Here is a 13,480-nt window from a genome sequence, read left to right on the forward strand (position 1 = left end):
CTCCCCGTCCCAACGACCGGGTCTAAGGAGCCGGCCCCGTCCCCGGGCCGGCTCCGCCATTTCTGGCGGAGGCCTAGACCTTCTCCAAACCCGCCTTGAAGCGCCTGCCGTTGGCGACATAGTGCGCGGCCGAGGCCCGCAACCTTGCAATCGCAGCCTCGTCCAGGACCCTGATCGCCTTGGCCGGCGAGCCGACGATCAGCGAATTGTCCGGGAATTCCTTGCCTTCGGTGACCAGCGCGCCGGCGCCGACCAGCGAATTCTTGCCGATCCTGGCGCCGTTGAGCACGATTGCGCCCATGCCGATCAGGCTGTTATCGCCGATGGTGCAGCCATGCAGCATGGCGCGGTGGCCGATCGTGCAGCCTTCGCCAATGGTCAGCGGGAAGCCGGGATCGGTGTGCATGACCGTGTGCTCCTGCACGTTGGTGTCGGCGCCGATCACGACAGGTTCATTGTCGCCGCGGATGACGACGCCGAACCAGAAGCCGGCATTGCGGCCGATGCTGATGTCGCCGATCAGCGTCGCATCGGGCGCGATCCAGTTTGAGCCCGCATCCGCGAAGTTCGGTTCGGTGCCATCGATCGCATAAAGCGGCATTTCTGGTCTCCGATTCGTCTCAAGCCTGGAAGTCGAACGACCCTAGGTTGACACCTCCCAACACGCAACGGCCACAAGAACGATGCCGAGCGCCAGCGTCCAGGCGACCGCCGTGCAGCCACAGGAAATCAGCGCCACCGACGAAATGCGACCCTCGCGGCGGGCGTCCAAGGCATCGTTGACCAGCATGAACGGCCCGGCGCACGCCGTGGCGGCGAGCGAACGCAGTACGTGCGCGGAGGACACATAAGGCTCGGTGAACGCGACCTTGCGCCCGGCAACCAACTCCATCGCCGATCCGACCAGCCCGCAAGCCGTCAACCCGACAAGAAAAGCGAACGCAGTTAGCTCAACCGGGCCCATCTTTACCTTCCGTTTACCATGAAATCGCACAGTCGCTGGAAGGACTGCAAGAGCCGTGCCGTGCGATGCGTGCCGTCACGGGACAGGAATCCGGGGACAGAGATGAAGCAGGCAGCGATCGCCGACGACCCCCAATTCACCGTGGTCGATTCCACGCTGATGAAGCGGGTGTTCTACGCCTTCGCAGCACTCGCCCTGCTGTCGGTCGCAATCAGCCTGGGCGGCAAATGGTTCGGCCATTCGATCGCCATGGCCGGCTACACGGATGATGCGACGATGCGCAAGGTGGTGATCGGCAACAATGTCATCGCCGTGCCTGCCAACTTTATCCGTTTCGAACAGGCGCGGCGCGACGGCATCGCCTCGCGGCTCGACCTCTACCTGCGCTATCCCCAGATGGATGGCTACAGCGAAGCTGCCCGCGGCGATTTCAATCACACGGGGCCAGCCAAAAGCATCGTCTTCCTGTCCTTCGAACAGCAGATGATGTCTCGCGACATGAGCGGACGTTTCGGGCCGATCTACAGCGCGTTGATCGTGCAGCCCGGCACGGCAGGTCCGGGCGGCACGACGATTTACGGTTTCAACGCGAAATCAGGTTACCTCAACGAGGTGCTCGTTGTCGGCAACCGGCCCGGCAAGGACCCGTTCGTGGCCCGCTGCCTGAGTGGGCCGGCAGCCGAACAATCGCTGGCGCCTTGCGAGCGCGACATCCATGTCGGCGAGGATCTCAGCCTCACCTATCGCTTCCCGAAGGAATTTCTGGGGGATTGGCAGGCGCTTGACGCGGCAATCACCGCCGAGGCCGGGCGTGTCCTGAAGGCGGGACAGTGACGGGAAGGCCGGCCGCGTTTGCGTCCGGCATCGCCATGGGCGTGGGATCAGCCCAGATCGATGTCGAGGATCGCCATCGAGAAATTGTAGTCGCCGTCATCCTCGTCTTTGAAGACGATGCCGAGGAATTCGTCGCCGACGTAGACTTCGGCCGAATCCTCCTTGCGCGGCCGTGCCTTGACCTCGAGCTTGGGGTTCTGGAAGACGCGCTTGAAATAGGCGTCCAGCTTTCTGATTTCGTCAGGCTTCAACAGTCTTCTCCGATCATCGGGCTTGCTCGTTTGAACGGCGCTTCTGACACGTCGACGATGGCCATGTAAAGGCAAGCTCGCCGTATTGCACGGCAATCGGACCCGTCGACGCGAGCAGTGCGAAACTCCCCGACGCCCCTCAGTAAAATTAGATGTCGAAGCTGACGACCTGGTCCATCGTCTGCGACGGCAGAAGCTGGTCCATCTGGCGCGACGGCTGGTCGCAGCCGGTCTCGCCGACGACGCGAGCCGGCACGCCTGCGACCGTCTTGTTATGCGGCACCGGCGACAGCACCACCGAACCGGCGGCGATCTTGGAGCAATGGCCGATTTCGATGTTGCCGAGAATCTTGGCGCCGGCACCGATCAAGACGCCACGACGAATCTTGGGGTGACGGTCTCCGCCGGCCTTGCCGGTGCCGCCGAGCGTGACACCGTGCAGGATCGACACGTCGTCCTCGATGACCGCTGTCTCGCCGACGACCAGGCCGGTGGCGTGGTCGATGAAGATGCCCTTGCCGATGCGGGCCGCCGGATTGATATCGGTCTGGAAAACCGAGGACGAACGGCTTTGCAGATAGAGCGCGAAATCCTTGCGCCCCTGGTTCCACAGCCAATGCGCCAGCCTGTGGGTCTGGATGGCGTGAAATCCCTTGAAGTAGAGCACCGGCATGATGAAGCGGTCGCAGGCCGGATCGCGGTCGTAATAGGCCTGGATATCGACACGCACGGTGGTCGGCCAATCCTTGTCGTCGGCCAGCATCGACTTGAAGGTCTGGCGGATGAGATCGGAACCTATGTCCTGGTGCGCCAACCGCTCGGCCAGCCGGTGGATGACCGCCTCCTCCAGGCTCTCCTGGTTGAGGATGGTCGAATAGAGGAAGGCGGCGAGCAGCGGGTCGCGATTGACCGCGTCCATCGCTTCGTCACGGATCGAGCGCCAGATCGGATCGACCGGCTGCAACGCGCTGTGTCGGGAAATGCTGATGCTGTTCATCGACGTCGTCCTGCCGCCTTGCCTAATATCGGGCCGCACATATAAGCCAGATCATAGCACGATTGAACTCAATTTTCCTTAGTGCTCTGTCAAATGGATTTGGTTCGCGGGAATTCAAGCCGCCATGGAAAATGAACTCTTGCTCGACAATGCCCTCAAACGCGAGCTTTCCGCCCACTATAAGGGACAGGATCGCCACTACCACAACCTTGCCCATATCGAGGCGATGCTGGCGCTCGCCGGCGAGTACCAGAAGCTGCTCGGCGATCCCGAGGCCGTCGAGGCGGCGATCTGGTTCCACGACGCCGTCTATGACAGCCGGGCCAAGGACAACGAGGCGCAAAGCGCAGCGCTCGCGGAAAAAAAGCTCGCGGGCCGCATCGACGCCCAGCGCCTCGGCTGCATCTGCGCCATGATCCTTGCCACCGCAACACACCAGTTGCCGGACTTCGAAGACACGGCCGCGGTGCGTGACGCCGCTCTTTTCCTGGACATGGACCTGTCGATCCTCGGCGCAGCGCCGGATGCATTCGATGCCTATGAGCGCGCGATCCGCGCCGAATATCAATGGGTGGAGGAGCCGATATGGCGGGCCGGACGTGGCGCGGTGCTGAACAGCTTCCTGACACGCCCGCACATCTTCCACAGCGAGGAATTCCGCCGGCGCTTCGAGCAGCAGGCTAGGCTGAATCTCACCCGGTCGCTCGAAGCGCTGCAAAAACCGGCGTGATATCGGGCTTGTGCCTTTCGGTTTATCGGGCTCTTACGCCGGGTCAAAGCGGATTTTCGGCGTAGAATTCCAGCACACGCCGCTTGAAGGTCTTGTCGCCGACGGCCAGCATATGGTCACGGCCTTCGATGTGGAAAGCCTTGGCGTTGGGCATCAGTGCGGCAAGTTCGTCGGGCGAGCCGCCAATGTCATCGGTGGTGCCGACGGCGATCAGCGTCGGCTGGGCGATCCGGGCAATTTCATCCTCGCTCAGCAACTCGCGGGAGGTGGCGATGCAGGCCGCGAGCGCCCGGCGGTCGCTGCGAGTCTGGTCGGCGAAGGCGCGAAACGAACGGCCGCGGGGATGAGTGGTCTTGGCCGGATCGTCGGCAAGAAGGGCTGCCGCGATCGGATCCCAATCGCCGACGCCGTCGATCATGCCGATGCCGAGACCGCCGAAGACCAGCGTCGCCACCTTGTCGGGATCCGACAGCGCCAGGAATGCCGCTATCCTCGCGCCCATCGAATAGCCCATGACATGGGCGCGCCCGATGCCGAGATGATCGAGCAAAGCAGCCGCGTCCGAGGCCATCCGGGCCGGGGTGTAATCTGCCTCTTCGTAGCTTTTCGATGACGAGCCGTGGCCGCGATTGTCCAGCGCAATGGCGCGGTAGCCGTCATCGTTCAGCGTCTTGAACCAGCCGGGCGAAACCCAGTTGACGTAATGGCTGGAGGCAAAGCCATGGATCATCAGCACAGGATCGCCCCGGCCTGATTCCGGCTGGCGGTCGAGGAAGGCGATATCGAACCCGTCATGGGAAAAAAACTGCATCGGCTATACTGCCCGCGTCCTCAACCGCCACCGCCGTTCGGCGCATCGCCATTGTCCGATGGCGGCACCTCGGGGCCTGATATGGTGCCAACGGCCGGATGGCGCACCAGGTCGCCATAATCGATACCGTTCCTGGCGGCGGTGCCCGCCTTGAGCTCAAGCACGAAGCGCACCGGCACGCCGGGCGAAATCAGCGCCTGGGATTGCGGCTCGCCGTGCTTGACCGCCCGGATCTTGCCATCCTGGCCGATAAAAACCAGGTCAAGCGGCATCGGCGTGTTCTGCATCCAGAAGTTGACCTGCTGCTGCATGTCGAAGACGAACAACATGCCGTGATCGTCCGCCATGTCCTGGCGATACATCAAGCCGGCCTCGCGTTCAGCATCGGTGTCGGCGATTTCGATGGAAAAGGAGCGATCTCCGCCTTTCGTCGCCACGACCAGCGGCGTCGGGTCCACCGGCAGGGTCATCACCCGGCTGTCGGCCGCCGTCGGTGCAGGCAAATAGAAATAGGCGCCCGCGGCGACGATGACGGCAGCCAGGACGCACATTGCGCCCGCCGTCAGCCAGTTCCTATGTGTCATGCGAAAATCCTCGGCAACCGCCCTAATGCGCGACCGGCAAGGTTCCCATATCGGGGTGGATTTCGGCAGCCATAAGGCCTTTGTCGCCGCGCCCGAAGCGGACAAGCACGACCTGCCCCGGCCGAAGCTCGGTGATGCCGTAGCGACGCAAGGTTTCCATATGGACGAAGATGTCCTCGGTGCCCTCGCCCCGGGTCAGGAAACCAAACCCCTTGGTGCGGTTGAACCACTTCACCAAGGCACGTTCCAGCCCGCTTTCGGGTGTCACCGAGACATGGGTGCGCTGTTCCTGCATTTCCGCGGGATGGACCGCTGTGGTGACATCCATCGAGAGAACCCGGAAAGCCTGCAATCCGCGCTCGCCCTGCTTGACGAGGCAGACAACGCGCGCTCCCTCCAGAGCAGTCTGGAAACCATCCCGTCTAAGGCATGTCACATGGAGGAGGATGTCGCCTGAAACGCCGTCATCCGGGAGGATGAAGCCATAGCCCTTGGCTACATCGAACCACTTGATGGCGCCGGATATTTCGGTCAGATCGACGGCATCGCCGCCTTCGTCGCGCTTCATGGCGTCGCCAAGGGTTTCGGACCGCCCCGTCAAAGAGGCTTTTTCCCCCATAAGAATGCCCCCTTTTTTCAAGAACACCGCAACTGATTCTTGACACCAGATTAACACTGCGGCTTCCGGTGAGTGCAAGACCTGACGTGCCTTTTTTCACGGTTCATTATGCGAATACCGGATTTGTTCTTTGGCGGCGCCGGCAGCCGCCTGGGATTTGCCCTTTGGACGGCCCACCCCTATGTTGCGCCGCAACCCAACAAGTCGAGGAAATCACATGCGCTATCTGCACACCATGGTTCGCGTCGCCGACATCGATGCTTCGCTCGATTTCTACTGCAACAAGCTCGGCCTGAAGGAAGTGCGCCGCTACGAGAACGAGCAGGGCCGCTATACGCTGATCTTCCTGGCCGCGCCGGAAGACGAGCAAAGCGGCATCGACGAGAAAGCACCGCTGGTCGAGCTCACCTACAATTGGGACCCGGAAGACTACAAGGGCGGCCGCAATTTCGGCCACCTCGCCTATGAAGTCGACGACATATACGCCACCTGCCAGCGGCTGATGGACAGCGGTGTCACCATCCACCGGCCGCCGCGCGACGGCAACATGGCTTTCGTCAAGTCGCCGGACGGAATCTCGATCGAACTTCTGCAGAAAGGTCCGGCGAAGGCAAAGGCCGAACCGTGGGCGTCGATGCCGAACACCGGAAGCTGGTGATCGATCACCTTTTCGAGCGGTCGGCAGCCGGCCTATGGCGGCGGGCGAGCTTGCGCCTATCTATGCGGCGATAGCGCCCGCCTCGAAAGCGGGCACCGTTTTGTGCGTTTCACCCTCGGAGATCCCTTCATGACGATCAGCCATGCCGATGTCACCACCGCACATGCAAGCCGTTATCTGCAGCAATTGTGCAAACATTGGGCGCACAAATTCCCCGTGGAATTCGATCCCAATCATGGCGCTATCGACCTTTCGCTCGGCCGCACCATCATGGATGCCGACGGAGCTGCGCTGCACATCACCGTGTCGAGCGACGACCCCGGCTCTATCGAGCGCCTTGAAAGCGTCGTCACCGACCACATCAGACGCTTTGCGTTTCGCGAGGAGCTGACGTTCGACTGGAAACGCGCCGAGGCGGCGTAGGCTCTTGTCCGCGCATTACGGCAGGCATTAATCAGCCGCCGCCGGGCTTGCCGGCCATCTCCAGCAGCGCCAGCACCGAGCGCCAGTTGCGCGCAGTGCCCGGTGCCTTCAGTACGCGTGGAATGAGATTGGCAAATACCGATTTGCCCAGTCCGCCGGGTGCATGCAGGTAAAGCACGTCGCCCTTGATCTCGAACCGCTCCGGACCCGCACATTTTTCGGCCAGCCGCGCCGCCTCCTCGGCGGTAGGCGCGCGCTCCAGCGCATACGCGTGCAGCTTGGTTGGCTCCTCGGCAATCTCCGGATAGGGATTTTCCCTGACCAGCCGTTCGGCCCAGCCGAGATCGCGCACCATGATGCGCGAATGAAAACCCCATTTCTCCTCGAAAGCCGCTTCGATCTGTTTGGTCAGCGTGGCGGCGTCACCTTCCTTGGCCCGGAACACCGCATTGCCGCTCTGCACGTAGGTAGCGACATCGCAAAACCCGAGATCCTCCAAGAACGCCCGCAACTCGGCCATCCTGACGATGCGGTTGCCGCCGACATTGATGCCTGAAAACAGGGCGATGAAGACGTTTCTGCTCATATGATGAACCCGGCCAATGTCTCGTTGTCGGTGATATCCTGATACTGGACGCCTTCGGCCTCGAAATTCGATTTCAGCAGGTCGAAATTGCGGCGATCCTTGGTTTCGATGCCGATCAGAACCGAGCCGAAATTGCGTGCCGACTTCTTCAGATATTCGAACCGGGCGATGTCGTCGTCCGGCCCCAGCATTTCAAGGAAGTCGCGCAGCGCGCCCGGCCGCTGCGGAAAGCGGATGATGAAGTATTTCTTCAGGCCCTCGAAGCGCAGTGCCCGTTCCTTGACGTCCGGCAGCCGTTCGAAATCGAAATTGCCGCCCGAAACCACGGCCACGATGGTCTTGCCGCGGATTTCCTTCCTGGAAAAATCCTTCAGCGCATCGATAGCCAGCGCGCCGGCCGGCTCCAGCACCACGCCCTCGACATTGAGCATCTCAATCATGGTCGCGCAGAGCCGGTTTTCCGGGATCAACCGCACCGTGTCGGCGGCGAAGTCCTTGAGGTGCCGCAGGGGCTCACGGCCGATTTCGGCGACCGCCGCGCCGTCGACGAAATTATCAACCTTGGCGAGTTTGAGCCGTTTTCCCGCCGCAAGGCTCTCGCGCAGGCTTGGCGCCCCTGCCGGTTCGCAAAAGACGAAGCGCGCCTCACGCCCCTGATCGGCGAAGTAGTGCGTCACCCCTGCGGCCAGACCTCCGCCGCCGACCGGCAGCATGACGATGTCGGGCATGCCCGCGCCGGGCATCTGGTGGGCGATCTCATAGGCGACCGTCGCCTGTCCCTCGATGATGTCCTTGTGGTCGAAGGGCGGCACCATATGAGCGCCGGCGCTTTCGGTGAATTCGATGGCGGCGCGATAGCAATCGTCGAAGAAATCGCCGACGAGCCTGATCTCGACGAAGTCGCCGCCGAACAGCCGCGTCTTGTCGATCTTCTGCTGCGGCGTCGTCACCGGCATGAATACAACGCCCTTTTTACCGAAATGACGGCAGACGAAGGCGAAACCCTGCGCATGATTGCCGGCGGAAGCGCAGACGAACAGTTCGGCCTGATTGCCTTCGCCAAGTGCCTTGCGGAAGAAGTTGAACGCGCCGCGGATCTTATAGGAGCGCACCGGGCTCAGGTCCTCGCGCTTCAAAAGCACCCGCGCGCCGGTCTTCTTCGACAGATAGTCGTTCTCCTGCAGCGGCGTTTCCGGAAAGATCCGGCGGATCGCGGAAGCAGCGGTGGCAACACGGGAAGAGAAGCTGGTCATCGGAAAGCCACCTTGAACGCATGTCGTTTGGGAACGTCTATCATCGATTGGCTGCGGAACGCCCTTTTGTCGCGAGCCTTGCCGCCAAGCAACCCGATTCCGTCTATTGCACAGGCGACCCCGTGAAACCATTGCCCGTCACTCATGTTCCCAAGCGGTCGGCGTTTAGTGACATATTTGCCGTTAGTTGGAGGTGATTGTTCATGTAATTCTTAAAATCCATGCGGGTGCCAAGGCCCGTCGGGGCTCGCCCTGATGCAGTCTGGCTTTCGTGCAACACTGCGGCGGCGGTCGCGAGACGCCGACCGCTTTTCGGCTGGGCACGACTTACTTCCGCCGCACTTGCGCTGTCGGGGGAGACTTGCGGAGGCGATTGGCCTTTTCGGGCCGGAGTGGAATTTCAGACGTGCCGTTGAAGACGATTTTTGCCATTGGCCTAGCCTTGCTTGTCGCGGGCTGCGCGGGACAGCAGACCCAGGAACTGCTCGGCAGCGCCATCGTGGCAGCGCCGGTGACCGAGATCGCCGGCAATCACAGCATCTTCATCGCCACCACGCGCAAGAAATCCGACGATCCGAACAAGGTCTTCGACGGCGAGCGATCGGCCACGCTGAACTACGCCCGCGTCAACGTCACCGTGCCCGGCATCCACCAGACCGGGCAGATCGAACGCCGCTCGCGCGGCAAGTCGAACGATCCGGCCAAGTATTTCATGGCCTCCGAGGTCGTCGGCTACGACACCCAGCCGAAATTCGCCAATGCGCTAAGTGCTGACATCGCGGCGCGCGGCGACCGCGTCATGGTCTTCGTCCATGGCTACAACACCGGCTTTGACGACGCCGTTTACCGCCTGACCCAGATCGTCCACGATTCCGGCTATCCCGGCACACCCGTGCTGTTTTCCTGGGCATCCGGCGCCAAGACCACCGACTATGTCTACGACAAGGAAAGCGCCAGCGCCGCGCGCGACCAGCTCGAGGTGACGTTGCGCATGCTGGCGCAGACCGGCGCGCGGCGCATCGACATCGTCGCCCATTCAATGGGAACCTGGGTGACCATGGAGACGCTGCGCCAGCTCGCCATCACCGGCGACCGTGATCTCGGCGGCAAGCTCGGCGACGTCGTGCTCGCATCGCCCGACATCGATGTCGACGTGTTCAAGAGCCAGATGCGCCGCTATGGCAAACCCAACAAGCCGTTCATCCTGTTGTTGTCCGATGATGACCGCGCGCTCCGGCTCTCCGGTCTGATTGCCGGCGCGCGGCCGCGCGTCGGCGACTACAAGGACGCCGCCGACCTTGCATCCTACGGCGTAACGGTCGTCGACCTCTCCAAGATCAAGGGAGCGGACAGTTTCAACCATACGAAATTCGCCGACAATCCCGCGCTGGTGAAGATGATCGGCCAACGGCTGCGCGAAGACGATGGATTTGCCAGCGACCGCGACGTGACCGACCGCATCAGCCTGCTCGGCCAATAGATGCATCGCCGCGGGTTCGCGTGGCCCGCTCGGCCTTGCGACAGAGTCGACCAACTTTGAACTGGACCGCGCCGGCCTCTGGCCTTATCGAAATATCCAGCGACGTCACGCGTTTGACGTCCTCCTTTGCGGGAGCCGGCGTGTGACGGTGCATTCGAAGAGTTTCGTCGTCATTGCGTTCACGCTGCTGGTCGCAGGCTGCGCCGGCCGAAACACGCACGATCTGCTGAACAGGACGACGGTTGCCGTACCCGCGTCCGACATCGCGGCCACCCACGAGATATTCGTCGCCACCACCCGCCAGAAGGCGACCAAGGACCCGCGGCAGGTGTTCGACGGCGATCGCTCCTTGACCACCAGCTTCGCCCGGGTCGACGTCACCGTGCCGAAAAGTCACAAGGTCGGCATGATCGAGCGTGTCCGGGGGTCTGCCAACAGCAATCCAGCCAAGGATTTCACCGCCAAGGATGTCGCGTTCTATGCGGATGCGCCGCAATTCGCCAAGGCGGTCGGTGCCGACATCGCCATGCGCGGCGACCGTGCGCTGGTTTTCGTGCACGGGTTCAACAATGGTTTCGACGACGGCATCTACCGGCTGACGCAGATCGCGCACGACACGAAATATCCGGGCACGCCGGTGCTGTTCTCCTGGGCCTCGAGCGGCAAGACGACGGGCTACATCTATGACAAGGAGAGCGCCAACGCGGCGCGTGACGACCTCGAGGCAACGCTCAGGATGCTGGCCAAGACGCGGGCCAAGAGTATCGACATCGTTGCCCATTCGATGGGAACATGGGTGACCATGGAGGCGCTGCGCCAGCTTGCCATCACCGGCGACCGCGATCTCGACGGCAAGCTCGGTTATGTCGTCCTGGCCTCGCCCGACATCGACGTCGACGTGTTCAAGAAACAGATGATCCGCTACGGCAAGCCGGACAAACCGTTCGCCATCCTGCTTTCAGCGGACGACCGGGCGCTCAAACTGTCTTCCCTGATCTCGGGCGACAAGCCCCGCGTCGGCGACTATGGCGACGCGGCCGATCTGGCCAGCTATGGCGTGTCTGTGGTCGATCTCAGCCAGACCAAGGGTGGCGACCGGCTGAACCACGCCAAATTCGCCGACAATCCGATCCTGGTTCAGTTGCTCGGCGACCGGCTGCGGGCCCCGGCCGGCCTGGCGTCGGACGAACCTCCAGTGCAGCTCAACAATCTCGGCCAAGGCCTCGGCAAGGCCGTCGGCTCGGTTGCCGAGATCGTCATCACCACGCCGTTCAAGGTGCTGACGATCGCCACCGGCGGATGAGCGAAGCGACCGCAACTGCTCTTATACGAAGAGGTCGACCTTCTGGAAGGTCGTCACGTCGATCAGGCCGACATCGGAAATCCTGAGCTCCGGAATGACGACCAGCGCCAGCAGCGAGTGCTGCATGTAGGCGTTGTTCAGCGAGCAGCCCATCTGGCGCATGGCCTCGGTCAGTTTGTCGGCCTTGGCCGCGACGATTTCGGCCCGCTCGTCCGACATCAGCCCGGCGATCGGCATTTCGACCAGTGCCAGTTCCTTACCCTTGGAAAACAGCACGACGCCGCCACCGACCTCGCCCAGTCGGTTGACCGCCAGCGCCATATCCCGCTTGTTGGTGCCGACGACGATGATGTGGTGGGCATCATGCGCCACGCTCGACGCCATCGCGCAATCGCCGATGTAACCGAAGCCGGAGACAAAGGCATTGGTGACGCCGCCGGTACCCCTGTGGCGCTCGACCAGCGCGATCTGGCAGACGTCGTTGCGGCGATCCATGGCGACCAGCCCGTCCTCGACGGCGAGATCCGCTTCCAGCGCCCGCGTCGGTGCCTGATTTTCGATGACCCCGATGACCCGGACCCGGACTTCGTTCGCGCCGTTGGGTGCCGTGATGTCGAAATCGTGGGCCTTCAGCTTCTTGCCGAGCTTGACGGTGTTCTTCGCCGCCTTGGGATAGTCGTAGACCGGAATGTCGATGTCGAGCTTGCCGGCCTTGGCCAGCCTGACGCCACGCGCATAGACCTCGTCGATGGTCATTTCGGCGAGATCCGAGACGATTAAAAGGTCAGCCAGCCGCCCCGGCGCGATCGATCCGATCTCGCGCTCCAGCCGGAAATGCTGAGCGGTGTTGAGCGTCGCCATCTGGATCGCGGTCACCGGTTTCAAGCCCTGGCTGATGGCGTGGCGGACCACGCGGTCCATATGCCCCTGGTGAACCAAGGTGCCGGAATGGCTGTCGTCGGTGCACAGGATGAAATTGCGCGGATCGATGCCGCCCTCGGTAACCGCCTTGATCTGCGAGGCGACGTCGTACCAGGCCGAGCCCAGCCGAAGCATCGCCTTCATACCCTGGCGCACGCGGGCGATGGCATCTTCGGCGCGCGTGCCCTCATGGTCGTCCTCCGGGCCGCCGGCGACATAGCCATGGAACGGCAAGCCGAGATCGCGCGAGGCATAGTGCCCGCCGACGGTCTTGCCGGCTTTCACGGTCGCGGCGATCTCGCCCGACATCACAGGATCGTTGGCGGCTACGCCAGGGAAATTCATCACCTCGCCCAGCCCGATGATATTTTCCCAGCCCATCGCCTCGGCGACGTCGGCGACCGTCAGTTCGGCGCCGGCATGTTCGAGCCCGGGGGCCGAGGGCACGCAGGACGGCATCTGGACATGCACGTTGATCGGCATGGCGACGGCCTCGTCATGCATCAGCCGCACGCCGGGCAGGCCGAGCACATTGGCGATCTCGTGCGGATCGATAAACATCGAAGTCGTGCCGTGCGGGATCACCGCGCGGCAGAATTCGGTCACCGTCACCATGCCGCTCTCGACATGCATGTGCGCGTCGCAAAGACCGGGCACCAGATAGCGCCCGCCGGCATCGACCACCTTGGTGCCCTGCCCGATGGCATGGCCGGCATTCGGGCCGCAATAGGCGAAGCGGCCGCCGGCAATGGCGATGTCGGTGCCGGCTACGATCTCGCCGGAGTGGACATTGACCCAGCGCCCGTTGCGGATGACGAGATCCGCGGGTTTCCTGCCCATGGCGACATCGACCAGATGTGTCGCCATTTCAGTCCATGGTCTGGGTTTGCTGCCCGACGGCGTGTTCGCCATGAAGCGACTCCTGTTTGCCCGACTGTGCCAAGCCGCCACGGTTTTGACCAGCCTCACACTTTCTCCCGATTGTTCCAAGACCGACGGAGAGCGTAAATCGGCCGCACAGAAATGCGATTCCGTTTTGCCGCAAATCGGGTTACCGTGCCTGCCA

The 13,480-nt window shown here is 62.5% G+C and carries 16 protein-coding genes; 6 read left to right on the top strand and 10 right to left on the bottom strand.

The features are described 5' to 3' along the window. Positions 1 to 73: 73 nt before the first annotated feature. Both FJ973_RS27065 and FJ973_RS27070 read right to left on the bottom strand, forming a co-directional pair. Positions 74 to 601 carry a gamma carbonic anhydrase family protein gene (locus tag FJ973_RS27065; RefSeq protein WP_140493693.1) on the bottom strand — a complete coding sequence of 176 codons (528 nt, stop codon included), beginning with the start codon at positions 599 to 601 and terminating at the stop codon, positions 74 to 76. A gap of 42 nt (positions 602 to 643) precedes the next feature. Next, positions 644 to 964 carry a hypothetical protein gene (locus FJ973_RS27070; protein ID WP_140522113.1) on the bottom strand — a complete coding sequence of 107 codons (321 nt, stop codon included), beginning with the start codon at positions 962 to 964 and terminating at the stop codon, positions 644 to 646. Between the two features lie 102 nt (positions 965 to 1,066). Between FJ973_RS27070 and FJ973_RS27075 the strand changes: the two genes are divergently transcribed. Next, positions 1,067 to 1,798, top strand: a complete 732-nt coding sequence (locus FJ973_RS27075; protein ID WP_140558491.1) for a hypothetical protein — start codon at positions 1,067 to 1,069, stop codon at positions 1,796 to 1,798. Positions 1,799 to 1,845: 47 nt separating this feature from the next. Here the strand turns inward: FJ973_RS27075 and FJ973_RS27080 are convergent, their stop codons facing one another. Next, on the bottom strand, positions 1,846 to 2,049 hold the full coding sequence (locus FJ973_RS27080) for a DUF3126 family protein (protein WP_019857879.1): 204 nt from the start codon (positions 2,047 to 2,049) through the stop codon (positions 1,846 to 1,848). Positions 2,050 to 2,197: 148 nt separating this feature from the next. Next, positions 2,198 to 3,046 carry a serine O-acetyltransferase gene (gene cysE / locus FJ973_RS27085; protein ID WP_140493699.1) on the bottom strand — a complete coding sequence of 283 codons (849 nt, stop codon included), beginning with the start codon at positions 3,044 to 3,046 and terminating at the stop codon, positions 2,198 to 2,200. A gap of 124 nt (positions 3,047 to 3,170) precedes the next feature. Between cysE and FJ973_RS27090 the strand changes: the two genes are divergently transcribed. Continuing rightward, on the top strand, positions 3,171 to 3,776 hold the full coding sequence (locus FJ973_RS27090; RefSeq protein ID WP_140558493.1) for a hypothetical protein: 606 nt from the start codon (positions 3,171 to 3,173) through the stop codon (positions 3,774 to 3,776). 43 nt (positions 3,777 to 3,819) lie between these two features. On the opposite strand, the gene FJ973_RS27095 is transcribed toward FJ973_RS27090, so the two are convergent. The 3 genes from FJ973_RS27095 to FJ973_RS27105 are packed head-to-tail and all read right to left on the bottom strand — an operon-like array spanning position 3,820 to position 5,739. Further along, on the bottom strand, positions 3,820 to 4,587 hold the full coding sequence (locus FJ973_RS27095) for an alpha/beta hydrolase (RefSeq protein ID WP_140558495.1): 768 nt from the start codon (positions 4,585 to 4,587) through the stop codon (positions 3,820 to 3,822). 20 nt (positions 4,588 to 4,607) lie between these two features. After that, positions 4,608 to 5,171 (bottom strand): DUF192 domain-containing protein, encoded by a 564-nt coding sequence (locus tag FJ973_RS27100; RefSeq protein ID WP_140522103.1) that lies wholly within the window; start codon positions 5,169 to 5,171, stop codon positions 4,608 to 4,610. Between the two features lie 22 nt (positions 5,172 to 5,193). Further along, entirely contained in the window at positions 5,194 to 5,739 is a 546-nt protein-coding gene (locus tag FJ973_RS27105; protein ID WP_181165163.1) for a cold-shock protein, read from the bottom strand. Between the two features lie 268 nt (positions 5,740 to 6,007). Between FJ973_RS27105 and gloA the strand changes: the two genes are divergently transcribed. After that, positions 6,008 to 6,448, top strand: coding sequence for a lactoylglutathione lyase (gene gloA / locus FJ973_RS27110; protein WP_140558496.1), 441 nt, complete (start codon positions 6,008 to 6,010; stop codon positions 6,446 to 6,448). A gap of 129 nt (positions 6,449 to 6,577) precedes the next feature. Beyond that, on the top strand, positions 6,578 to 6,871 hold the full coding sequence (locus FJ973_RS27115) for a DUF2218 domain-containing protein (protein ID WP_140558498.1): 294 nt from the start codon (positions 6,578 to 6,580) through the stop codon (positions 6,869 to 6,871). A 31-nt stretch (positions 6,872 to 6,902) separates the two neighbouring features. Here FJ973_RS27115 and FJ973_RS27120 read toward each other — a convergent pair whose 3' ends face one another. Together FJ973_RS27120 and ilvA are read right to left on the bottom strand one after the other, a co-directional pair. Continuing rightward, positions 6,903 to 7,457, bottom strand: a complete 555-nt coding sequence (locus FJ973_RS27120; RefSeq protein WP_140558500.1) for a DUF1697 domain-containing protein — start codon at positions 7,455 to 7,457, stop codon at positions 6,903 to 6,905. Continuing rightward, entirely contained in the window at positions 7,454 to 8,710 is a 1,257-nt protein-coding gene (gene ilvA / locus FJ973_RS27125; RefSeq protein WP_140558502.1) for a threonine ammonia-lyase IlvA, read from the bottom strand. Before ilvA ends, FJ973_RS27120 begins: the two co-directional genes overlap by 4 nt. Positions 8,711 to 9,116: 406 nt before the next feature. Here ilvA and FJ973_RS27130 point away from each other — a divergent pair, with 406 nt between their 5' ends. Next, positions 9,117 to 10,190 carry an alpha/beta hydrolase gene (locus tag FJ973_RS27130; RefSeq protein WP_140493715.1) on the top strand — a complete coding sequence of 358 codons (1,074 nt, stop codon included), beginning with the start codon at positions 9,117 to 9,119 and terminating at the stop codon, positions 10,188 to 10,190. Positions 10,191 to 10,332: 142 nt separating this feature from the next. Next, on the top strand, positions 10,333 to 11,493 hold the full coding sequence (locus tag FJ973_RS27135) for an alpha/beta hydrolase (RefSeq protein WP_140493717.1): 1,161 nt from the start codon (positions 10,333 to 10,335) through the stop codon (positions 11,491 to 11,493). A 21-nt stretch (positions 11,494 to 11,514) separates the two neighbouring features. On the opposite strand, the gene ade is transcribed toward FJ973_RS27135, so the two are convergent. Continuing rightward, positions 11,515 to 13,326: an adenine deaminase gene (gene ade / locus FJ973_RS27140; protein ID WP_140493720.1), complete on the bottom strand. Its 1,812-nt coding sequence runs from the start codon at positions 13,324 to 13,326 to the stop codon at positions 11,515 to 11,517. Positions 13,327 to 13,480: the final 154 nt, after the last annotated feature.

This window comes from Mesorhizobium sp. B2-1-3 (genome assembly GCF_006442495.1).
GTDB lineage: Bacteria > Pseudomonadota > Alphaproteobacteria > Rhizobiales > Rhizobiaceae > Mesorhizobium.